The organism is Paenibacillus liaoningensis, from assembly GCF_059609455.1.
The window spans coordinates 162,964-185,909 of record NZ_JCAALU010000003.1; the positions used below are offsets into that span (position 1 = coordinate 162,964).

Sequence of the window (22,946 nt, forward strand, 5' to 3'; positions counted from 1 at the left end):
AACGCACAAAACCCTCCATTCCACAGCGGATGGACGATGGCTTACTGCTTGCCAGGCGCCTCGCTACCCGTGGAACTGAAGGGTTATTTTAGATTCGTAAGAGGAGAAGGGGAAAATTCAGCTTCCCTTGGCCTGCCCACTTTGCTGGAGCTTGCGATATTCCTGCGGCCCGACCGAGGTCGCTTTTTTGAACATTTTCGAAAAATGCGAATAGTTGCCGTAGCCCAGCTCATAGGCAATGCTTGTTATCGCCAGCTCCGTCTTCGCCAGCATTTGCTTGGCGAGCGCTACCCGCTCCTGCAGCAAATATTCGGAAATCGTCAGCCCTGTATCCTTCTTGAACAGGCGGGCCAAATAATCCGGATGCAGGCATACATGGCTGGCAATATCCTCACGCGATAGATCATCGCTCATATGCTTGGCGATGTAATGCTTGACCTTGTCGACGACGGTCTGCGTCTCGTCTACGCTATTCAGATTGCCGCTGACCTCATGGATAAGCACAGCTACCCACTCCGACAAATCAGTAATAGACCGGGTTACGGCATCTACCCGCTTCATCAATACCATCGCGGAAAATACCTGATGCGCCCGCAGTCCCTTGGCATGCAGCACCTGATGCACCATTTGCAGAAAATCCTCATAAAAGCTGCGCAGCCACCTGGCATCCGCCTGCCCCGACTGCTTAACGCCGTCCAAGTATTGAGCGATTTCCTCCAGCATTTCCTTCCCGCAACCAAGCTTGAGCATTTCCGCCCAGCCGCTCATCACAGGAAGCGGGGCAACATCCGTGCTGACGTCGCAATTGACGGGGCTAAGCCTTTCGTTCGTGCGCGTTACATTGCGCGACTCCATCTCAACAAGCTGCTCGTACATCTCGCATATTTCCTCTACTGGTACTGAGCTTCCCATATAGCAGCACAAGTCGCAGAAAAAATAACGATTGCACGCCTCGATATAGGAATCGATCTGCTCATGCAGCTGCTCGCCTTCCCCCTCCTGGCGAATAGGCAGTAGCGCGAGCAGCGCCCCGCTGCGCACCTGAACAATTCGCCCGAGTCCGGACCTCGCGAGTATCATTTCCTCAAAGGAATTGCGCAGCGCATATTCCATGATCTTCTCCTCGCGCAGCGTCAGCTCCTTGTGCCAGCGCTGGACGCTAATGAGCACCGGTTTATAGAGCGGCAGCTCCTCATAAGCAATGTTATGCTTCGCCAGCGCCTCTCGTATGCCGTCCTTCGTCGAAGGGATCGAGCGGCTCAGCAAATCCTGCCAGAAGCGCTCCATAAACATCGGCTGATAAGATTCCCATAGCCGGTAATAATGCTCGTACATGTCTGCAAATTGCAGCTTCTCGCGATCAAGATCGGCTTTCGCCAGCTTGTCCAGCGCGCGCTTGACCGTGCTGGCCAGCTCGGGGTAGCGGACGGGCTTGAGCATATAATCGCAGCTGCCTAGCTGAATTGCTTTTTGCGCATAGGAGAAATCAGCATGGCAAGTAAGAAACATAGCCTCTGTCTGCGGGTAATGGATTTTCACCCAATCGAGCAGCTCGAAGCCGTTGCCCTGCGGCATTTCAATATCGCAAATAAGCACATCGATTTTGCTGTCGCTCATAATTTCCTTAGCCGTTCGGATATTGTAAGCTTCATGCACAACCGATATGCCAAGCTCCTCCCATTCGACGCCTGCCTTAATGCCCCGCACCGCATGCCGCTCATCATCGACAATTAACAGCTGTCTCATCCTCGTCGTCCCCCTGTCTCTTCTGGTTGCATCGGCAGCCACAGCTCTACGATCGCCCCTTGACCTGAGCTGCCGCTTAGTGCCATGCGTGCTGCATCTTGATAAAGCAGTCCTAGCCGCTGCTTCACATTTTGAATGCCGATATGATCGCCTTCTTCATTGCTCAGCTCCATATCTCGCTGGAGAAGTGCCAGCACCTGCGGCGGGAAGCCTTCCCCCGTATCCTCGATGCGGACATAAAGCGTATCTTCATTGTGCGCTTTGGCAGTAACGGCAATGTGAACCTGCGTATCCGTATTTACCGCATGCTTAATTGTATTTTCCACAAACGATTGAATGACTAGCGGCGGGATAGGCACCCTGCCAAGACTGTCATCCGTATGGAAAGCGAAGGTCAAATCGCCCGGAAAGCGCATTTCCTGAATGCGTAAATAATTCATCGTATGGGCAAGCTCATCAGATAGAGACACGAACGACAGATTGCTGCGGAACATAAACCGGAAATATTGGACCAGGCAATGCGTCATTTCCTGAATAAGGTGATAATCCTTCACTTGGGCCAAATTATAAACAATGTTAAGCGAGTTAAGAAAAAAATGAGGATTGATTTGCAGCTGTAAATGCTTAAGCTGTGCTTTTTTGTTATTCAGCTGCTCCTCCAGCACATTAACCTTGAGCTCCTTAATTTGCGTAATCATGCGGTTGAACGATTCGTTCATCACCTCAAATTCAAATGTGGAGGACGGTTTCGTGATCCGCACATCGAGATTGCCGTCTTCGATGCGGCGCATCGCCATAATAATACGATTGACTGGAACAAGCACCAGCTTGCGCAGCAGCAGCAAAATAATCGGCAAAATGATAATGGCCCCAAAGGAGATGAGCGAGACGATGCTGCGCAAAAAGGGAAGCTTCTCCAGCACAACGCTGTCGGGAATGAGGGCGACCAGCCCAAAGCGGCCTCGTGAGGAGCGCTCGCCGACTGCGATAAATTGGTCATCGCTTCCCGTAAGCTGATAGCCTTCGTTCCCGCTGCCGCTAGGTTCAATCGAGATGCCGCCATCCAGCGGCGTATCAATAATGGGCTTCATACGGTCATCCGTCAGAAAGGCCCGGCCCTTTTCACCCAAATCAATTAAATGCAGCGGCACCATTAGCTGATCTACATTGCCCATCGCGCCTATATAAATGTCGCCGTATTGAATGACATAAGCTAAATAATCACCGTCCGCCATATGCTGGACGAACCAGTCCTTCTGCAGCGGCTTCTTGGCAAGCTTGATCATTTCTACAATGTTCTGCTCCATCACGGTTCCGGTGGCATAATCCGGCGCAACGCCAAACACGCTCATCAAATCATCATTCTCCGGCGAATAAATGAAGAACATATCCATCGACTTATAATTGGGCAATTCATTCCTCAATTGGTTTCTCAGCTGGATTTTCTCGAACGCATAGCCGTCGGGATTTTGCTCCCGCGGCTGCTCCAGTACGAGCAGGCCAGTCTCCATCGCCGCTATATTAAACAAATATTTCTCCACATCCTCCAAATTGCGGTCAATTTGGCCCATATAGAGGCTGATCAGATTTTTATTGGACTGGGCGACCTGATTCCGTACGACATTAATCGCATACAGATTGTTGTAGATCATGAAGGATACAATCGGAATGACAAGCAGCAGGAAACCGAACAAGAGCTTAAAGCGGAGCGTGCGATAAAAAAACGGATGTCTGATTTTCATGCTTTACCCCTCTCTCTTCTGCCGCTTGATCAAAGTATAGTATTTTTTGCAAGCGTTTTCAATAATATCATTATTCCTGCTTGCTTCTTCAGGCCTAGCTGGCCTAGCTAAACACTAGCTGAACACAAATAAGGAAGACCTTCCAAATGGGACATTCGGAGTGCTTCCTTGTTTATGCTTGTTCGTGCTTCATTGCGATTGATTGTATCTCCAAGCTATAGTCCCAGCTCATGCCTTCCCGCCGCCTCGCGCTGCTTGTCTACCGGGTCATGCAGCGTGAGCGTTCTGGCGTTGCGGTAATAGCGGTCGAAATTGCAGCTTCTCGTCGCTGAGCGGGCACCCATAATTTGAAAAATCGCATTCGTTACGTCGAGCGCGGTGTCGGTCGCGATGATTTTGGCATGGGACGCCGCTGCTTGAACAGCCCTGTGCAGTTCCGGCTCTCCTTGCCGTTCATTGACTGCTTGCAGCAGACGTGCGCCGCGAACTACCAGCTGCTGCGCGGAGGAGAGCTTGGCCGCCATTTCGCCTACCCGGAGCTGCGCAATCGGGTCCTCAGCCGCCGTCTTGGCCTCTGACCAAGGCCTTGCTTTCTCCTTCAAATAGTCAACAGCCTCCCGAAAAGCGCCAATCGCAATCCCGACATATTGGGCCGCAAAATGAATATGAAACTGTGCTGCAAAAAAAGGTACATGGGCGGCATAAGCGCCTGGCCCTCCCATTACATGCGCTTCTGGAATAAAAGCGTCCTCCGCAATGACGGTGCCGCTTCCGGTGCCGCGCTGCCCGATGCCGTCCCAATCATCATGGATCGTAATGCCCGCTCCATTAAGCTCCGCTATAGGCATCATATACCGTTCATCCTGATTGCCCGGCGCATCCTCGGACACCGAGCGCCAGAACGCCCATTTTGCGCCGGGCGAGCCGGTTGCAAAAATCTTTTTTCCATTCAGCCGGTAGCCGCCCTCTACTTTACGAAGCGTATTAGCCAGTACGAAACGATTCGCCCCTGCCTCGCTCCCAAAACTCCCGAATAGGTGGCCGCGCTGGACTTCCTCGAAAAAAAATCGCTGCTGCCCCGCATCCCCCATCGCATGAACCAGCTGTACCCCCGTATTGTGCAAGGCAAATACTTGCGAGGTGGACGAGCACCAGGAAGCCAGCTCCATCAGCGCCAATACGAGCAGCACAGCATCTCCCTTGTAGCCAGCGCCGAAGCCGCCGAACGCTTCAGGAACAGACAGATTTTGCAAGCCTTCGCTCTTAAGCGCAGCGAGCGAGGAATAAGGATACGCGCCTTCGTTATCCACCTGCTTGGCGGCGGGCCCAATGCTTTGCTTGCCTATTCGGCGAAGCTGGGCGAGAAGCTCCGCTTGGCGCTGCGTGTATTCGGTCTGCTCCACAAGCTGGAGGAGCAACTCGTCGTTAAACATCATCGTCTCCTACTTTCCTTCGATTAGACAAGGGCGGTCGGCGTGCGGAACGAAGCGCCTGGATGATGCTCCGGCAGTCGTGCCTCTCCTTTGCCGAACAGCCGCTCGCGGAGCGTGCCTGCTTCGTAATCGGTTTTGAACAGCCCGCGTTTTTGCAGCTCCGGGATGACCAGGTCGACAAAATCGACATAAGAGCCTGGCAGCACATACGGCTCCAGATTAAAGCCGTCCACGTCCGTTTCCTCCGTCCAGCGTTCGATTTGATCGGCAACGTCTTCTGGCGTACCGACAACGGTCAGTCCGCGAAAGCCCTTTTGCACAAAATCGTCCATGACCTCCTGCACCGTCTTCTTCGTCTTGCTGTGCTTCGTAAAACGGTCGGTATGCGTTTGGCCCATTTCGGTATGAATATTTTCAAAATAGGCGTTCGGGTCAAGCTGCGTCAGGTCGATTCCCGTCACACCAGCGTAGCTGGATAACGTCGCTTCTGCGCTCTGATGCTGCATATACTCGTCGAATTTGCGCTGCGCCTCCTCGCGCGTCTTTGCCACTACAACCGACAGCCCGGTGAACACTTTCACCGCTGCCGGATCGCGTCCATATTCTGCGGCCCGCCTGCGAATATCAGCGATCTGGTCCCGAAGCACCTCCGTCGTCGGCGCCTTGAGGAAGATGCCCTCCGCGTGCCTCGCGGCGAAAGCGCGTCCCCTTCCGGAGCTGCCCGCCTGAAAAATAACCGGCGTCCGCTGCGGGGAAGGCGTCGAAGCATGGTACCCCTCCGACTTGAAATATTTCCCTTCATGCTTCACCTTATGAACCTTCTGCGGATCAGCAAATACCCGCTTCTCGCGATCAACGAGCAGCGCATCATCCTGCCAGCTGCCCTCCCAATACTTATAGCTGACATCCATATATTCATCAGCCATATCATAACGCTCATCATGCGGCAGAAACTCGCTTCGGCCGAACAAATCGGCGGCCGATTTGCTGCTCGTCGTCACGACGTTCCAGCCGATTCGTCCCTTCGTAATATGATCCAGCGTTGAAAATCTGCGCGCATTCGCATAAGGAGCCTCATACGTCGTCGAGGTCGTCATCGTAAAAGCGAGGTGCTCGGTCGCCTGCGCAAGCGCTGGAATGAGCAGCATCGGGTCATTGCCTACTGCACCCGATGCCTCGCGGAACGCAAGCTCGGTCCTCTCCTTCGGATAGCCGTAGCTGTCAGCGAAAAACATAAAATCAAATTTGCCCCGCTCCAAAGTCCGGGCGATGTCGATCCAATAATCAATGCTGTTATAATGAATGCGATTTTGCTCGGGATGCGTCCAGATGCCTTGGGTCAAATGATTGACGGCATTCACCTCAAATACGCCCAAATGAATTTTTTTCTTCATCGTCTACTCTCTCCTATCCCTCAATAGCTTAGCTTGTGTGCAAGTGGCCTTACGCAAGATGGCACGCTGCAAAATGGCCCGGCGCAACCTCCCGTTTGAGCGGCACCTGCTTCCGGCAGGTCTCAACCGCATACGGGCAGCGCGGATGAAAAGCACAGCCGCTGACCGTCTCCAGCGGAGATGGAATGTCGCCCTGCAAAATCATCCGCTCCTTCTTTATTGCAGGGTCGGGAATCGGCACAGCGGACAGCAGCACCTGCGTGTAAGGATGCAGCGGCTGGGCGAACAGGTCGTCCGTTCTGGCCTCCTCGACCATTTTGCCTAAATACATGACGCCAATGCGATCAGATATATGGCGGATGACGCCAATATCGTGGGCGATAAATAAATACGTCAGCTTTAATTCCCGCTGCAGCTTGCGCATCAGGTTAATGATTTGCGATTGAATGATGACGTCCAGCGCCGAAACGGGCTCATCGCAGATGACGAGCCGCGGCTCAAGAATAAGAGCCCGGGCGAGTCCAATCCGCTGGCGCTGGCCGCCGGACAGCTCATGCGGCAGCCGGTCATAATGCTCCTCCTGCAAGCCCACCGTCTCCAGCATCCGCAGCGCAAGCTCCGTTCGTTCCTGCGGGCTGCCTATTCCGTGAATGATGAGCGGCTCTTCCAGCGTTCTGCCGATGGTCTTGCGGGGATTCAGCGAGGAATACGGGTCCTGAAAAACCATCTGGAGCTGCCGGCGGCTGGCCCGAAGCTGGCGGCTCGGCATGCGGTTTAAATCCTCGCCCTGGTACAGCGCTTCTCCGGCAGTAGGCTCAACGAGACGCAGCAGCGCCTTGCCGAGCGTGCTTTTGCCGCAGCCCGATTCCCCGACCAGCCCGTAGGTTTCTCCTTCATAAATGTGAAAGGAAACATCATCAACGGCTTTAACGAGACTTTTGCGAAAGGATGCCGGACGCTTCGTACTATAATGCTTGGATAAGCCTTTCACTTCCAGCAGCGGCATGGGCCCGCCTTCCTGTTCATGGATAGATGGCATGCTGCACGCCTCCTTTCGCTTCGACTCTTTCGGATGCTTCGGCTGACTCAGCTGTTTCAGCTGCTACGACTGCTCTAGCTGCTTCAGTTGCTTCGAACGCTTCAGCCAAAGTACCGGCATGCCAGCAGCGCACCATCGTTCCACTGGCAGCATCGCGCGTTAATTCCGGCACATGCTTGCGGCACTGGTCGTCTGCATAGGCGCAGCGCGGCGCAAAGCGGCAGCCCGTCGGTACATTCGATAGCGAAGGCACACTGCCTTCAATCACTTGCAAATCCTGCGTTCTGTCTCCATCCATTCGCGGTATGGCCCCCATCAGACCAATCGTATACGGATGCAGCGGACGGGCGAATAAGGTGGCGACATCAGCCATTTCAACGACCTGCCCCAAATACATGACAACGACGCGCTGGCATGTTTCCGCGACGACACCCAGATCATGGGTGATGAGCAGAACACTCATTGCCAGCTTGCGATTCAGCTCTGTTATCAGCTCCATAATTTGCGCTTGAATCGTCACATCCAGCGCTGTCGTCGGCTCGTCGGCAATAAGCAGCTGCGGCTCGCAGGCCAGTGCAATCGCAATCATGACGCGCTGGCGCATGCCTCCAGAAAGCTGGTGGGGATACTCCCACACCCGCTGCTCCGGCGAAGGAATGCCCGTCAGCTTTAGCAGCTCGATCGCTTTGCGAACCGCCTCCTTGCGTCTGATTTTCTGATGCAGCACTATAGCCTCGATAATTTGCTCGCCAATGGTGTATACCGGATTGAGCGAGCTAAGCGGGTCTTGGAAGATCATCGCAATTTCATTGCCCCGAATTTCCCGCATTTGCCGCTGCTTCAGCTCAAGCAGATTGCTGCCTGCAAATCGGATTTCCCCTTCATAGCTCACGTCATGCTTCTCATCGAGCAGCCGCAGCACGGACTGGGCAGTGACGCTTTTGCCGCATCCGGATTCTCCGACAACGCCGACGATTTCCCCACGCCTAACATCAAAGGAAACGCCATCGACTGCGGCCAGCTTCCCGCGTGCTGTATGAAAATAAGTTCGTAAAGCTTTAACCTCAAGTAAAAGCTCCTCCGGCATTTCTTCCACCCTCCTTAGTCGGACTCCAACCCGCCGGCTGCGATGCCCTATTTTTTCCCTTTACCCTGTCTAACATGAGGATCGAGCAAGTCCCTGATTCCATCCCCAAACAAATTCATCGCCAGTACCGAAATAATGAGCGCAAAGCCGGGAAACAGCGTCATCCACCAGGAGTTGTATATATACATTTTTCCATCGGCCAGCAAATTGCCGAGACTTGCCATCGGAGCCGGAATGCCTGCCCCCAGAAAGCTAAGTGCAGCTTCCACAATAATCGCCTCGGCAAAAATAAAGGAGCTCTGCACAATAAGCGGCGAAATCGTGCTGGGCATAATATGCTGCCACAAAATCCTCGTCTGTGACGCGCCTAAGGCGTGCATCGCTTCCACATAGGTTTGCTCCTTCGCGACGAGCGCGGCTGAACGGACGATTCGGGCTACCGAAGGAATGAACACGATAATCAGGCAAATAATCAGATTGGAAACGCTTGGCCCGAGCGCGGCCATAATAGCAATCGCCAGCAGTATCGCCGGAAAAGCAAACAAAGCATCCATCGTCCTCATCAGCAATTGATCCAGCCACTTGTACATGCTTGCATACAAACCGATAACAAGACCTAGAACGGCGACCGACAAAGCGACGGCAAAGCCAACCTGCGCCGATATTTGCGTGCCATGCATCACTCTGCTGAAAATGTCCCGGCCCAAATTATCCGTGCCAAACCAGTGCTGCGCGCCCGGCGGCGACAAACGGTTGACGATATCGACGTCGAGCGGGCCGTAAACGGATATCCATGGCGCAAAAAAAGAAATGAAGGCGACCACTATCATCAGCACGCTGCCCGCCGACGCTGTTTTGCTTGCCAGCAGCCTCTTGAGCAGTCCGCGCCTTCGATTGCCTATCGTGCGCTTGCGCTTTGCCAGATGCAGCGAGGGCTGTGTTTTTTCCATCCGCGCCCAGCCTCCTTTCTGTTATTTATTCAACCGAATCCGGGGATCGACGACCGCATAAAGCAGGTCAACGACCAAATTCACTAGCACATAGGTGAACGCGATGAACAGCACCAAGCCTTGAATGACGGTATAGTCCCGGCGCGATACCGAATGGACTAGAAGCTGTCCCAGTCCCGGAATGTTAAAAATGCTCTCTACGACCGCCGCGCCAGCGAGCAGCGTACCGAACGTTCCGCCAATGACCGTCAAAATGGGAATGAGCGCATTGCGCAAAATATGCTTGTATACGATGCTCCGCTCACGCAGCCCCTTCGAGCGCGCCGTCTTCACATACCCTTGGTTCATCACCTCCAGAAAGGAGGAGCGAACGATTCTGGCAATAACCGACGACATGACGACGCCGACTGAAATGCCGGGCAAAATTAAAAATTTCAAGAAATTCCAAAGTCCATCACTGATCGGCGCATAGCCGGATACCGGCAGCCATTTCAGCTGCACGGCGAACAGAAGCACCAGAAACATGCTGAGCAGGAAGCCGGGAATCGTTATGCCGAGCAGCGTATAGGCGGTCAATGCTTTATCCGCCCAGCCCCCGCGATTGACTGCCGCCCATATGCCGAAGGGCAGTGCGATGGTTATCGCAATCAGCTCGGCAAGCAGCGCGAGCGACAGGGTAGGCTGAAGATGCTCGCCTATGACGGCAGACACCGATTTTTTCAAAAAATAAGAATCGCCTAAATCCCCGCGCAGCGCCGATCCGATCCACTGGCCATATTGCATGATAAGCGGCTGATCAAGCCCCATATTGGCACGCAGCTGCTGAATCGTCGCTTCGTCTGCTCCATCACCCAGCATGACGCGCGCGGGATCACCCGGAATGAGGTAAATGATCAGAAAGACAATAACCGACATAATGAAAAGAATAGGGATCAACGATAGCACCCGTTTTACAATAAAAGCGGTCAAACCGTTTACCTCCCTCCAAAGTGAAATTCCGCACGGCGTACAGTTGCTGTATGCCTGCTTTAGGCCCGCTCCAATGCTGTATAGTGCTGTGCAATGCTATTATTCAACCAGCTTCGTATTTGCCAAATTCGGAATGTTGCTGAGGTACGTCAAGCCGACGAGATTTTTGCGAACCGCATTGTAGTTGTAAATATCGCCGATTTTAATCGCCGCCAAATACTCCCACTCATAGGCTTGCAGCGCATCATTCGCCGCTTTTATCGCATCGTCGCTAATAGCCGAGGTAGAAGCTTCAAGCAGCTCCGCAAGCTTGGCATCATCAGCAAAGCCATAGGTCGGGTTCAAATAAAGCAGCTGTGAAGGCGTTGAAGGCACGAGGAATGGACCGACATAAATATCCCAGCCATTCGGGTCAGCCCGCTTCGTCAGCATCGTGGCGTAATCGGAAATGTCGATTTTCGTCTTGATGCCGATTTGCTCCAGCTGTGCCTGCACCATCAACGTTGCATTATAGAAGGTGCCTGTATCCTTGGTCGTCAGAAGGGTAACTTCCTCGCCATTGTAGCCCGCTTCCTGGAGAAGCTGCTTCGCCTTGTCCGGATTTTTCTGGTTATAGGCTTCGCTGCCTGCCTCGCTGTACCATTTCGCATTTTCCTTGTACATGTAGCTCGGATTCAAGCGGTACAGCTCCGGTGTGGAGACGATGCCAAGCAAAACCTGGTCAACATCGAGCACCGATGCGACAGCCTGGCGGTATTTCAGCTGCGAGAACAGCGGACCTTTTTTATTGAAAACCAAATTGAAATCAGTGGACAGGTTTTTGATGATTTCCACGTCAGGGTCATTTTCAACCTGCGGCAAATTATCCAGACTGACATCGACATTGTTAAAGTCCTTCGCGAGGAAAGAGGAGAAACGCGTCGCATTATCCGTAGCCAAAGTGAAATACAAATCGTTCACGAGCGCTTCCTTCTTGCCGGAAAAACCGTCAGCTGGCGCATCGACAGGCTGGTAATCCGCAAATTTTTGCAGATGCACGTATTGGTCGGTTTTGTACTCCACAAACTTGAACGGCCCGGTTCCAATATACTCGGTTACGCCATCCGGACCAGCCGCATCCACGACCTCCTTCGGCATTATCGCTGCAAAATTAAGCACATGGCTAAGCTGCGCCAATGTATCATTTCTCGGCACGTCCGAGCTGAGCACGACCGTATAGTCATCCTTCACCTCAAACTCGCGATCGGAAAAAGAGCTTTTCGCGCGCGGCGCCGTATTTTTCCAGCGATTGAGCGAGGCTGCTACATCCTCTGCCTTCATCTCCTTGCCGTTGTGAAACTTGACGCCTTTACGAAGGTGGAAGGTGTACACTTTCCCATCTTCACTCAGCTCATAAGACTCGGCGAGCATAGGAACAGGCTCATACTTGGCATTAAAGGCGAATAGTCCCTCATAAATATTGACCGCTATCGTGGAATTGCTTCCGCCAAGCGACAGATGCGGATCAAGCGTCGGAATCGTTTGCGCGAGCGGATATTTCAGTTCGGTTGCCAGCTTCTCGCCTGCTGCCGTGCCAGCCGCCGCTGATTCGACAGGCGAAGCCGCTCCATTCGAGCTTGCAGGTGCAGAGCTGTTGCTGGAGCAGCCGAAAACGATGAGCAATGCGCCGAGCAATCCGATTATTCCTAACTTTTGATATTGCTTCATAAATAAAGTGCCTCCCTGTTATTGTGCATTATGACTGCCAATCCACTAGCTTTTCTGCTGCTTTCACGAATAAGGCCACTCCGTTTGCCAAGGCATCTTCATCAATCTCAAATCGTGGATGGTGATGCGGATAGACGATGCCTTTCTCGACGTTGCCCGCTCCTATATTAATGAATGTGCCGGGCACCTTGCGCTGGTAGGCGGAGAAATCTTCGCCGCCCATGCCCGGCGGGTTGTGAACGACACGCTCCTTGCCGACGACTTCAATCGCCGCCTCCTCCACGATTCGGGTCAATGCTTCGTCATTAACCACGGGATCATAGCCGTACACATACTGGAACTCGAATTGCGCATTATGTGCCGAAACAATACCTGCGACAATGCGCTGCAGCTGCTCCTCCGCCTGCTTGCGCACCTGCTCGCTGAAGCTCCGCACCGTTCCTTTCAGGGTTACCTTATCAGGTATGACATTATGGGAGGCTCCCGCCGTGAATTGGGTCACAGAGACGACCAGCCGCTCCAACGGATCGGTATAACGCGCCACAATATGCTGAATATTCGTCACGATCTGGGCGCCAATCGCAATCGTATCGACCGAGCGATGAGGGAAGCCGGCATGGCCGCCAACCCCATTAACGGTAATGGTGAAATTATCCGGCGATGCCGACATCTGACCATATACGACGCCAATTTGTCCGACGGGCAATTGGGCGGCCAGATGCTCGCCAACGATCCAATCCACGCCGTCCAGTACGCCAGCTTCGACCAGCTCGCGCGCTCCCCCCGGAGGAAGCTCCTCTGCATGCTGAAAAATAAACCGGATTTCGCCATGCAGCCGCTCCTTCTGCTCTACCAGCAGACGCGCTGTCGCGAGCAGCACAGCGGTATGGCCATCATGCCCGCAGGCATGCATGACGCCCGGATTTTGCGAAACATAATCAAACGTGTTTTCTTCCGCTATCGGCAGGGCATCCATATCCGCCCGCAGCGCCAGCGTTTTGCCCGGATAAGCACCGACAAGCCTCGCCAGCACACTCGTCTTCGTTGGGCGGCTGATGATGAGCCCGCCAAAGCTGCGCAGCGTATCTTCCACAAACTGCGCCGTCTCCGTCTCTTCAAAGGACAGCTCCGGATGCTGATGCAAATGCCTTCGCCATGCGACAACCTGCTCATGAACCCACTCAGGGAGCTGTCCGCTCCAGCCTTTATTTTCATCTGACATGCTTGCTTCCCCCTTCTTCCTCTTCTTATTCATTCGATTATCAGGCTATTAATGGCTAGAAATCGGCTGCTACTCCCGCTCGTAGGCTTGAAGGGCATTCACCCGGTGTGCCATCGCAGAGCCTGCCTTCAACACGGTTGCTACAACGATCGTCTCAGCCAGCTCCTCCAGTGTTGCTCCCGCTTCCTTCGCCTGCCTTGTAAAAATCTCAATGCTGTAAGCACTTCCCGTCACTTGGGCCGAGCCAACTGCGATGAGCAGCTTTTCCTTCGCTTGGATATGCTGCGGCTTAAGCGACTTGTGCAAATATTCGAAGAAAGCATTGTACAGCCCCTCATTTACGTCCTCCAGCTGCTCGACCAGCTCGATATTGCTTCTGCTGTACAAGTCCGTTTCTTTGCTGCCGTTGAACGCATTAAGCGCATTGACCGAATGATAGAAGGCGGAATGAGCATTGACCGCAGCACCGACAGCCGCCGCTTCGAACAATTCCTCGAACGATGCGTTTAGCGCCTTCGCTTTGCCGACATGGGCTTCAATACAATAAGGGCAGCCTGTAACATGGGCAACGGCAACGGCTATAAACTCTTTAACTTTCACTGAAATTACGCCATCAGCAAGTGCTTCCTTGTTAAATTCGCCGAACGCCTTAAAGGCATCAGGGGCATAGCTGAATATTTTGGATGAGAAGCTAGGGGCGTGTCTGGTGTACAAGCTTTCGTTCGACATTAGGGTAAAACCTCCATTTTCCATTTTAAATATGTGTAATCCACTTGATTTAATCGGGTTTATATCTGTTATAATAGGGCATAAAGCTGAACGTGTATAATTGAAAGATTTAAATAGCCAATTTAGTATTTTTTAAGCATAGGGGTGAAATCGCATGGAAATTCGGTTAATTAAAACGTTCCAGACCATTGTTAAGCTCGGTAATTTCCAGCGTGCTGCCGAGGCACTGCAATATTCGCAGCCTACCATTACGATACAAATCAAGAAGCTGGAAGAGGAGCTCGGCATGAAGCTGTTTGAGCGGGGCAAAACGATAACGCTCACCAGCGCCGGACGGCTGTTCCATGAACGGGCCGATATGCTGCTGCGGGAATACGACGAGCTGAACAGCTCCTTAACGGATTTCATTCAAGGGGACGCTGGCGTTGTGCGGGTAGGCGCTTCGGAGCCTTCCGCCAGCAGTCGCCTGCCTGGCATTCTGTCCGCGTATACGCAAAAAAAGCCGAAGGTGCAAATTAAAGTCAAGGTCGGCACGACCAAAGAGCTGATGCAGATGGTCATCGACGATGAAATTGATCTGGCGCTTTGCAATCAGCCTGAACCGCATATCGAGCTTGAATTTCACCGTTTAATGAAGGAACAATTTTCATTGCTGCTCCCTGCTGGGCATCCCTTTGCTGAACGCGCGGAAATACGGATGAAGGATTTGCGGAATGAAAAGTTTCTGTTCACGCCGGGAACCTGCTCGTTTCGGATTCGCATCGAGGAAATGATTACGAAAAAAATCGGCAAGCTGCGGCATAACAGCATTGAGGTCGCCAGCATCTCCGCGCTCAAATATTATGTACAGGCTCAGCTTGGCATTGCCCTGTCGCCCATCGTCGCCATTTCACCGCCGCTGCCGGGGACAATCATTAAGCAGGTTATTGATATGGCCGAGGGGCCTGAGCTCGGCATCCTCATTAAGCGGAACAGCACGACGCTGAGCCAAATTAATAAAGAGCTGATTGCCGATATTAAGCAGGCGCTCACTCCTGATCCAGATTGGTAGCGCGTCGATGCTTTAGGTTTATTAAAGCGGCGCTTTAGCATTTTCAATTGTACAAACGCTGCCCCTTCCGCTATGCTCACTTATAACTATTATTCCGAGTGAATAACTTGATATTTAAATAGTGGAACGGAGCGCTGCTTGCGATGAAAAAAATCCATTTAGGCATTTTCGATATTCATACCCCTAATCAAATGACCCAGGGCTTATGGACCCATCCCGCCAATCAATCTACACGCTACAAGGAGCTGGCTTTCTGGATTGAGCTGGCGCAGGTGCTGGAGCGCGGCAAATTCGATTTTATGTTTTTTGCCGATTCCTATGGCTACCCCCACCATAAGCGCGAGCTTTCGTATCGCGAAGCTGTGTACACACCCTCCAACGATCCGATGCTGGTCATTTCTGCACTCGCTGCCAGCACGAAGCATCTCGCATTCGTCACGACGGCCTCGCCTGTGTATGAGCTGCCATTTCCCAACGCCCGCCGCTTCTCGACGCTTGACCATTTGACAAGCGGCCGCATTGGCTGGAATGTCGTGGCTACAGGCGGCATCAGCGGCGCGGAAAGCTTTGGCCGCAGCGGCATATTGCCGCATGATGAACGCTATGAGCAGGCTGAGGAATTTATGGAAGCCAGCTATAAGCTGCTGGAGGGCAGCTGGGAGGATGACGCTGTCATCGCCGATCGCGAGCGCCGCATTTACGCTGATGCGGACAAGGTTCATGTCATTGAGCACAGCGGCAAATATTATAAAATGAAGGCCTCCCATGCCAGTGAGCCTTCTATTCAACGGACGCCCGTCCTGTTTCAGGCGGGCAGCTCGGATCGTGGGCGAGATTTTGCCGCCAAGCATGCCGAGGGTGTTTTTCTGAAAGCCCCGACTGTAGAAGCGCTGAGGGCTCAGGTGCAGGATATTCGCAAGCGGGCTGTCGCTTATGGCAGAGGAGCCGGGGAAATTAAAATTTTCACGGGACTGTCGGCTGTGGTTGGCCGTACGCGCGAGGAAGCTGAGGGCAAGCTTGCCGAATATAAAGCCCATCGCAGCCGGGAGGCGGCTTTGCTCACCTATGAGAATGCGACGGGCATTGATTTGTCCGCGCTCGATCCCGATGCGCCATTCGAACAGATAAAAACCGAGCAAGGACGCACGCATACCGAGCGCTATACGAAGCATAGCGGCAAAGTTCAGAGCGTCCGAGAAGTGAGCGATAATTTTGCCGAGAAGGAATTTCGCGGTATTGTAATAGCCGGAACAGCTGAGGAAATTGCCGACCAAATGCAATATTGGGTAGAGGAAACCGGTATTGACGGCTTTAATTTGGAGCGTTATGTGCTTCCCGGGACGCATATCGACTTTGTCGATCTCGTTGTGCCAGAGCTTCAGCGGCGCGGCATGTTCAGACAACAATACGAGGAGGATACGCTTCGGGAGCGCCTGTTCGGCAAAGGAAATACACGCCTGCCGGATACTCATGCGGGCGCAGCCTACCGTTTTCCCAATAGCTGACCCAATAGCTGAGCCGCAACCAATAGAAGGGGTTATCGTTAAGTCGCCTTATTCAAGCGCGGCTTAACGATAACCCCTTTGTGCGTCAGTATTCAATGCCCCATCTGATGCACTTCATCGGCGTTATAAGACAACAAGCCGAATACGATCAGCAGCGTTGTGAAAATCACGATACAGGCGCCGATTCGCCGCAGCGTTTTTTGACGCTCGCTCATATGCTCGCCCTGCCCATGACGTTTTTTAGTAGAAGCAATAAACAATAGGCCCACTCCTAGCAGCAGCGCTATGACGACGCTTGCTTGCAAATATACGTCCAAACGATCACTTCCTGTCCGCCCATTTATTCTATAGACGATGATCATTTTGAAAAAGTTGTACCTGCTGCGCGATTAATTGTACGAATCATCTTGCTCCAGCTCCTCTCTCTTCTCTCCATCAATTCATTTCCTTGACACCCACTTCCTTACTAATCCAGTTTGTCTACTAGTTTTTGGAATAGCATACGTCCTATTTCGCTTGAGCTGCCTCCTGTGCGGGTAAGCATAAGCAACAGCATAAACGACAGGCAATGTCGGGGCTTAACCAGCCTGCATGACCATATATGAATAACTTAAAAAAATAGATCATAAACGGAGGTAGCTGCTTATGGCACCTAAATCAAAAACGATGCGATTTTTCCTCGATATGTATGTCCGTTTCCGCGATGATGATGTGCCGGGGGTAGCGGCGCAGCTGACTTTTTATTTGATTTTGGCCTTCTTCCCTTTTCTGCTGTTTGTCGTCAGCCTGCTCGGCTTCGTTCAGTTATCTGGGGACAGCCTCGTGGCCGAGCTTATTCGCCTGCTTCCTGCCGAGACGGGCGAGGCAATCAGCAAGGTGCTTGAAGAAATTACGCAGGGCAGCAATGGGACGCTGCTGTCGGTCGGAATGCTGGCGACGATCTGGTCGGCATCCAATGGCATGAATGCCATTATTAAAGGCCTGAATACAGCCTATGAGGAGCAGGAAAGCCGCCCCCTCTGGAAAATACGCGGCATTGCACTGATCGCCACGCTCGTGCTTGGCCTTGTCATTACGCTCGTCATGCTTATGCTCGTATTTGGCCAGACGATCAGCAGCTATTTGTTCAACCTGCTTCATGTGCCAAGTGAAAGCGAGTGGGTATGGAATTTGGTGAAATATGCGATTCCGCTCGCCGCTATGCTTATCGTATTTACGATGCTGTATTGGATTGCTCCTAACCGCAGGCTGACCATCAATGAAGTGCTGCCCGGCGTGCTGTTTACGACAATTGGCTGGGTTGCAGCCTCGATGCTGTTCCAGTTCTACATTAATAATTTCGGCAACTATTCCAAAACGTACGGCAGCATAGGCGGCATTATTATTTTGCTGGTCTGGTTATTCATTACGTCGCATATCATTATATTAGGCGGGGAAATGAATGCGTGCCTGGCTCGTTCACGCCCAGCTAAGCCCAGTCTGCAAGAGCGCCCGCCGCAAAACCGGACAGGCTCCTTTTTCGTCAAATAAAGGAGAGGGCTAGCTGATATCTGAAATCAATATCACTTAATGCCTGTTTCATATCTGTTTACTAGGGTAAATACAAAGTAATTCGATACACATTTCGAGGAGGAATATAGGATGGACTATATAATAAACAAACGCTTTGACGGGGAGCATATTTGCTTCGATGGAAACCACTACATTGGCTGCACGTTCAACAACTGCACCATTACAATATCGTCCCTGCATTTCAACTATGACCGCTGCACCTTCAAGGGCTCCAGCTTCAAGCTTAGCCCGCGCGTATTTCACCTGCAAAACGTTTATTCGCTGCTACCTTCGTCCATGAACGGAAAAAACGTACAGCTTGCCTAAAATAGATGTTGTTTTTCGCTAAATCCCCCTATAGGGGGATTTTTTTTGCTGCTAAAATAAGTAAAATATAGATAGTAGAATATAGATTACAGCCTTTCCAATCAGGGAAACGAATAGGAGGATTATCGGATGCTTAGCAAAATACAGCACCAAATCTTGGTATGTCTCGCCGCTCTGCTGCTGACATCAGGCTTCTGGCCAGCAGCCACGTCAACAGCGGCATCAGGAGCCGCGGCAACCGCTCTCGGCCCCGCTATCGAGATAGCGGCTTACGAGCTGCCAAGCGACGTGAGCCTGAACTACACGCTTTTTGCAGGCGGTGCTTCGGACGGCCAAGCCATATGGATGGCCCCGCAAGAAACGGATAAGGTAGTCAAGCTGGATCCTGTAACGGGAGCCATGACCAGCTATAACAATTGGCCAGCAGGCTTCACGAAGGGGTACGGGGCATTCAGCGACATCGTATTTGACGGGCAATCGCTATGGATGATTCCGGCATTAGCTGACCGGATTATTAAACTTGACCCGGCAAGCGGGGTCATGACCGGCTACAGCAGCTGGCCAGCCGGCTTTAACAACACTTCTCCCCGATTCAGTGGAGGCATTTTTGACGGGCAATATATTTGGCTCGTTCCTTCCAGTGCCAATGCCCTGATTCGCCTCGATCCGGCAACTGGCAGCATGGCCAGCTATAATGATTGGCCCAGCGGCTTTACGCTGCCGAATTATGCTTTTACCGACGGTATTTTTGACGGGCAAAATTTGTGGCTCGTTCCTAATACGGCGAGCAGTGTCATCAAGGTCGATACAGCTACGGGAGATATGACCGCCTACGACAACTGGCCTAGCGGCTTCGCGAAAGGGTTTTATGCATTCAACGGAGGCATATTTGACGGACGCAGCATGTGGATGATACCCTATAACGCAAATCAGGTCGTGAAGCTGGATACGAGCACTGGCGAAATGACCGGTTATGACGATTGGCCGGCTGGCTTCAATAAATCCGGAAGCCTATTGGGCAAAAGCACCTTTGACGGGCGATATATTTGGGTAAAGGCTAGCTCCTTCAGCCCATTATTCAGAATTGACACAACGACTGGCGAAATGGAGAGCTTCTCGAATTGGCCAGCAGGCGTTAATGCCAATCCCATGTATTCCGCCATGTTTGACGGCCTCAACGTTTGGCTTATTCCTACGGCTTCCACTCAAGTCATTCGGGTGTCCAGTGTGCCTGTTATGCAGCCTGCTATAGCCGGAGATATGCAGGCTGATTTGGCCTGGGAGCCGGTAAACGGTGCAATCGGTTATAAAATTTATCAGAGCCAGACGCTGGGGAGCAGCGGAGCCGAGGTCGCTACTGTCGGCAGCTCCGTCTATTCCCGAACAGTAACCGGATTGACCAACGGCATGACCTATTATTATTCAGTTAAAGCCGCTTTTGCCGGACGGGACAGCTCCGCGTCCAATGAAGTGAGCGCTGTTCCACTGTCCACCGACGCGAACCTTAGCCATCTTGCGTTGTCAGACGGCTCTCTTAATCCATTGTTTGAAGAGAGTACGACGGTTTATACAGCAGCTGTAGGCAGCAATGTGAGCGAGATTACGGTTACGCCAGAGGTATCGACCAGCGCAGCAACGGTCACGATTAACGGTGCGGCTGCCGCCAGCGGCTCGCCTTTCGGCCCGCTGCCCTTGACTGACGGCAATAATATTATTGAAGTAAAAGTGACTGCGCAAATTGGAACAACGAAGACGTACACTGTAACTGTGACCAGAGCAGCGGCCACGCCAAGTCCAACAGCTAGCCCTACTCCAACTGCTAGTCCCACTCCAACAGTTACTCCTGCGCCCACCCCTTCACCGATAAGCGGAGGCGGCAGCAGCGGGGGCACGTCCTCACCTGCTGCCGTGGCAGGCATCAACCTGAACGGTACTCTCGTTCCAGCGAGCACCATCGACACGACGAAGCCGATTGCTGTGCTGGAGGCTTCGCCGCATACTGGCAGCAGCGCCGTCTATGCCAGCATTCCGGCAAGCGTGCTTGCAGGTTTTGCGAGCAAAAATGGAGCTATCCTTCTTGAGATTAAGGCGCCATACGGCAGCTACCGCATCCCGGTTCAGCTCGCTTCGCTAATACCGGGACTGCAGGAGTTGCTTGCTGAAAGCAAGCTTGGCGCTAATGATATTAGCTTTAAACTTACTTTGACCGATAAATCCGGCGATCCTTCGCTGCGGGATGCACTTACGAGCGGCTTGCCTGACGGCAAGGTAATCGGAGCTCCCGTCCATGCACGCGTTGACATTGTCAATGCCGGGACTGGTGCGGTGTTGCGATCAGTGGACACATATAGCTCTGAAATGACAAAGCTTATTCCGCTATCAGCCGAACCGAAGGCGATACCGAAGTATTGGGGGGCCTTCCGCTTTGACGAAGCAACTAAGCAGCTCGCATTCGTTCCTGCCCGCAAGCTTAATATCGGCGGCGTCTGGTTCGCAGCGATCCGTTCTGCGGCGGACGGCACGTATGTCATTGCGGAGAATAAAGTCGTCTTCAGTGACATGTCTAAGCATTGGGGTGAACCGCTTGCCCGGCTGGCCGCAGCGAAGGGGCTGGTAAACGGCATCGGCGGCGGCAAGTTTGCTCCGGAGCGGACTGTAACGCGAGCGGAATTCGCAGCGATGCTGACTCGGGCGCTCGGCGCAAATGCGCTGCCGGCGTCCTATGCCGTGGTCAGCCAGCCGCTTACACGCGAGCAAATGGCGGGCATGGTTGCGGCAGCTATTTCGAAAACTGAGGAGCTCCCTGCCGGCCATGCAGACGGCGGCTTTATCAATGTCAACGGCTACAAAGATATTGCCAGCGTGAAGCCGGCGTATTTGGAGGCGGTACGCAGCATGGCCGAGCTTGGCATTATGACAGGCACTGGCGGCAGCCGCTACGAGCCGCAGCGAGAAACCTCGCGTGCGCAAGCGGCGGCTGTGCTCATTCGAACGCTGATCGTGCTCGGAAAAATCGACGATCTCGAAGACTAGCCGCGGAGCGTCAATCTGCTATCGCAGCTGCTAGAGACATGCAAACAGCCCGAACGGATGCGTCCGTTCGGGCTGTTTTTTCTAGAGAAGCTATTACCTATTAAAATGTCGGAATGGTCTATTCCTTTTGCCTATTCAAGCTATAACGACTCTTGCTTATTCCGCTTCCGCTACAACTGCGAAACGCTCATTTACATGGTTTGCCTGCTCAGCCTCATCCACAATTGCAATCGCATAATCCGCATAGCTTACATAGCTGTCGCCTTTGGCGTTAAAGAAGAAGTTGTCTTTGCCTTTTGTGTAAGAGCCTGTGCGTTTGCCATCCGGGTTGAAAAAGGCCGCCGGGCTAACGAACGTCCATTTGATGCCGGTCGAGCTTTCCAGGTCATTCAAGTTGCTGCCTTGGTTGAAGGCTGTCGCATAATATTCTTTCGGGAACTGCTCCGTTTCGAACAAACGCGTTGTCTTCGCTTCATCCACGAACAGGCTGCCCGCACCGCCGACTACGATCAAGCGGGTTTCTGTTGCGCCTTTGAGTGCTTCAATCAGCACTTTGCCGAGCTCTACATGCTTTGTTTCCTCGCCTTGCGGTGCGCCGAATGCGTTGACGACGATGTCAAAAGCTTTCAAATCTGCTGCTGTCAGCTGGAACGCATCTTTCTCCAATACGGCTGCATCGGACTGTGCAAACTTCGATGCCGTTCTGACAATTGCCGTCACCTCATGTCCTCTTGCTGCCGCCTCTTGAATAATCAAGCTTCCTGCTTTGCCTGTTGCGCCAATAACTGCTATTTTCATTGTCTATTCCTCCTGAATATAAAATAAGGTGAGAAAGGATAGCGTTAGGATATCCTTTCCTATATTTCCGAAAAAGCGATCCGCTTAATGTAACTATTATAGTTACAGGTTGCCCGTAATGTCAAATCATTATTTTGAAAGCTATATGCAGCTTGTCGAACGATATAATATAATAGAGATAGGAATTGCTCGAAGCATACCAAACACGGCAAGGAGACCATCTCTAATGAGCGACTTTATTATTTTCAACGTGGCCAACAAATCTTTTGCTGTCCATTTTTCGGAAATTGATGAAATTCAAGCAGCCGTAGAAGGAACACCACTTCCTTTCGCCGAGCCGTGGCATGGTGGCGTGGCCAACATTCGTGGCGGCCTCTACACTATTATTAACTTGCGCAAAAAATTTAATCTGTTTGGACAGGCCCCAGACAGCTATCAAAAAATCATTTTGCTCAGGCAAGCCAAAGTAGCCCTGCTCGTCGATGATATCGAAAATACCGCTTCGATTGAAGAAGCCGACATTGAACCTGTGCCGGATTCTTCCGAGAAGGACATTTTCCACCAAGCTTTCAGGCTGGATAACCGGGTTATTCCGATTCTGCATGTAAAGCTGTTCCTCGCCTCTACCAAAACCATATAGGGAAAAGGGCACAAGGCAGTTTC

The 22,946-nt window shown here is 52.4% G+C and carries 19 protein-coding genes; 6 read left to right on the forward strand and 13 right to left on the reverse strand.

The window, feature by feature from the left end; all coding sequences use genetic code 11:
- Positions 1-117: 117 nt before the first annotated feature.
- From AC6B99_RS05280 to AC6B99_RS05330, 11 genes are all read right to left on the reverse strand, one after another.
- Positions 118-1,746: a response regulator transcription factor gene (locus AC6B99_RS05280; protein ID WP_056033692.1), complete on the reverse strand. Its 1,629-nt coding sequence runs from the start codon at positions 1,744-1,746 to the stop codon at positions 118-120.
- On the reverse strand, positions 1,743-3,488 hold the full coding sequence (locus AC6B99_RS05285) for a sensor histidine kinase (protein ID WP_056033689.1): 1,746 nt from the start codon (positions 3,486-3,488) through the stop codon (positions 1,743-1,745). Before AC6B99_RS05285 ends, AC6B99_RS05280 begins: the two co-directional genes overlap by 4 nt.
- Before the next feature lie 215 nt (positions 3,489-3,703).
- Positions 3,704-4,924 carry an acyl-CoA dehydrogenase family protein gene (locus tag AC6B99_RS05290; RefSeq protein WP_496662921.1) on the reverse strand — a complete coding sequence of 407 codons (1,221 nt, stop codon included), beginning with the start codon at positions 4,922-4,924 and terminating at the stop codon, positions 3,704-3,706.
- Between the two features lie 20 nt (positions 4,925-4,944).
- Positions 4,945-6,315: an NtaA/DmoA family FMN-dependent monooxygenase gene (locus tag AC6B99_RS05295; protein WP_494881801.1), complete on the reverse strand. Its 1,371-nt coding sequence runs from the start codon at positions 6,313-6,315 to the stop codon at positions 4,945-4,947.
- A 49-nt stretch (positions 6,316-6,364) separates the two neighbouring features.
- Positions 6,365-7,354: an ABC transporter ATP-binding protein gene (locus AC6B99_RS05300; protein ID WP_056033682.1), complete on the reverse strand. Its 990-nt coding sequence runs from the start codon at positions 7,352-7,354 to the stop codon at positions 6,365-6,367.
- Complete coding sequence (locus tag AC6B99_RS05305) at positions 7,338-8,441, reverse strand: oligopeptide/dipeptide ABC transporter ATP-binding protein (RefSeq protein ID WP_494862530.1); 1,104 nt, start codon at positions 8,439-8,441, stop codon at positions 7,338-7,340. The genes AC6B99_RS05300 and AC6B99_RS05305 overlap by 17 nt, the downstream gene beginning before the upstream one ends.
- 47 nt (positions 8,442-8,488) lie before the next feature.
- Positions 8,489-9,391, reverse strand: a complete 903-nt coding sequence (locus AC6B99_RS05310; protein ID WP_056033679.1) for an ABC transporter permease — start codon at positions 9,389-9,391, stop codon at positions 8,489-8,491.
- Between the two features lie 21 nt (positions 9,392-9,412).
- The gene (locus AC6B99_RS05315; RefSeq protein WP_496662922.1) at positions 9,413-10,360 is read right to left on the reverse strand and encodes an ABC transporter permease; all 948 of its coding nucleotides are present in this window, start codon (positions 10,358-10,360) and stop codon (positions 9,413-9,415) included.
- A gap of 99 nt (positions 10,361-10,459) precedes the next feature.
- A complete protein-coding gene (locus AC6B99_RS05320; protein WP_496662923.1) occupies positions 10,460-12,067 on the reverse strand; it encodes an ABC transporter substrate-binding protein in 1,608 nt (535 codons plus the stop codon).
- 28 nt (positions 12,068-12,095) lie between these two features.
- Entirely contained in the window at positions 12,096-13,289 is a 1,194-nt protein-coding gene (locus AC6B99_RS05325) for an amidohydrolase (RefSeq protein WP_496662924.1), read from the reverse strand.
- Between the two features lie 69 nt (positions 13,290-13,358).
- Positions 13,359-14,018 carry a carboxymuconolactone decarboxylase family protein gene (locus tag AC6B99_RS05330; RefSeq protein ID WP_496662925.1) on the reverse strand — a complete coding sequence of 220 codons (660 nt, stop codon included), beginning with the start codon at positions 14,016-14,018 and terminating at the stop codon, positions 13,359-13,361.
- 154 nt (positions 14,019-14,172) lie between these two features.
- Here AC6B99_RS05330 and AC6B99_RS05335 point away from each other — a divergent pair, with 154 nt between their 5' ends.
- Together AC6B99_RS05335 and AC6B99_RS05340 are read left to right on the forward strand one after the other, a co-directional pair.
- Positions 14,173-15,069: a LysR family transcriptional regulator gene (locus AC6B99_RS05335; protein ID WP_056033665.1), complete on the forward strand. Its 897-nt coding sequence runs from the start codon at positions 14,173-14,175 to the stop codon at positions 15,067-15,069.
- 143 nt (positions 15,070-15,212) lie between these two features.
- A complete protein-coding gene (locus tag AC6B99_RS05340) occupies positions 15,213-16,574 on the forward strand; it encodes an LLM class flavin-dependent oxidoreductase (protein ID WP_056033657.1) in 1,362 nt (453 codons plus the stop codon).
- 92 nt (positions 16,575-16,666) lie between these two features.
- Here the strand turns inward: AC6B99_RS05340 and AC6B99_RS05345 are convergent, their stop codons facing one another.
- Positions 16,667-16,891 carry a hypothetical protein gene (locus AC6B99_RS05345; protein ID WP_056033654.1) on the reverse strand — a complete coding sequence of 75 codons (225 nt, stop codon included), beginning with the start codon at positions 16,889-16,891 and terminating at the stop codon, positions 16,667-16,669.
- Positions 16,892-17,219: 328 nt separating this feature from the next.
- Here AC6B99_RS05345 and AC6B99_RS05350 point away from each other — a divergent pair, with 328 nt between their 5' ends.
- The 3 genes from AC6B99_RS05350 to AC6B99_RS05360 all read left to right on the forward strand — a co-directional run bounded on the left by AC6B99_RS05350 (position 17,220) and on the right by AC6B99_RS05360 (position 21,485).
- Positions 17,220-18,104, forward strand: coding sequence for a YhjD/YihY/BrkB family envelope integrity protein (locus tag AC6B99_RS05350; protein WP_494862545.1), 885 nt, complete (start codon positions 17,220-17,222; stop codon positions 18,102-18,104).
- Positions 18,105-18,215: 111 nt separating this feature from the next.
- Entirely contained in the window at positions 18,216-18,452 is a 237-nt protein-coding gene (locus AC6B99_RS05355) for a hypothetical protein (protein WP_056033648.1), read from the forward strand.
- A gap of 129 nt (positions 18,453-18,581) precedes the next feature.
- A complete protein-coding gene (locus AC6B99_RS05360; RefSeq protein ID WP_496662926.1) occupies positions 18,582-21,485 on the forward strand; it encodes an S-layer homology domain-containing protein in 2,904 nt (967 codons plus the stop codon).
- 156 nt (positions 21,486-21,641) lie between these two features.
- Here AC6B99_RS05360 and AC6B99_RS05365 read toward each other — a convergent pair whose 3' ends face one another.
- The gene (locus AC6B99_RS05365; RefSeq protein ID WP_056033642.1) at positions 21,642-22,283 is read right to left on the reverse strand and encodes an NAD(P)-dependent oxidoreductase; all 642 of its coding nucleotides are present in this window, start codon (positions 22,281-22,283) and stop codon (positions 21,642-21,644) included.
- Positions 22,284-22,509: 226 nt separating this feature from the next.
- Between AC6B99_RS05365 and AC6B99_RS05370 the strand changes: the two genes are divergently transcribed.
- A complete protein-coding gene (locus AC6B99_RS05370; protein WP_056033639.1) occupies positions 22,510-22,923 on the forward strand; it encodes a chemotaxis protein CheW in 414 nt (137 codons plus the stop codon).
- Positions 22,924-22,946 lie beyond the last annotated feature (23 nt).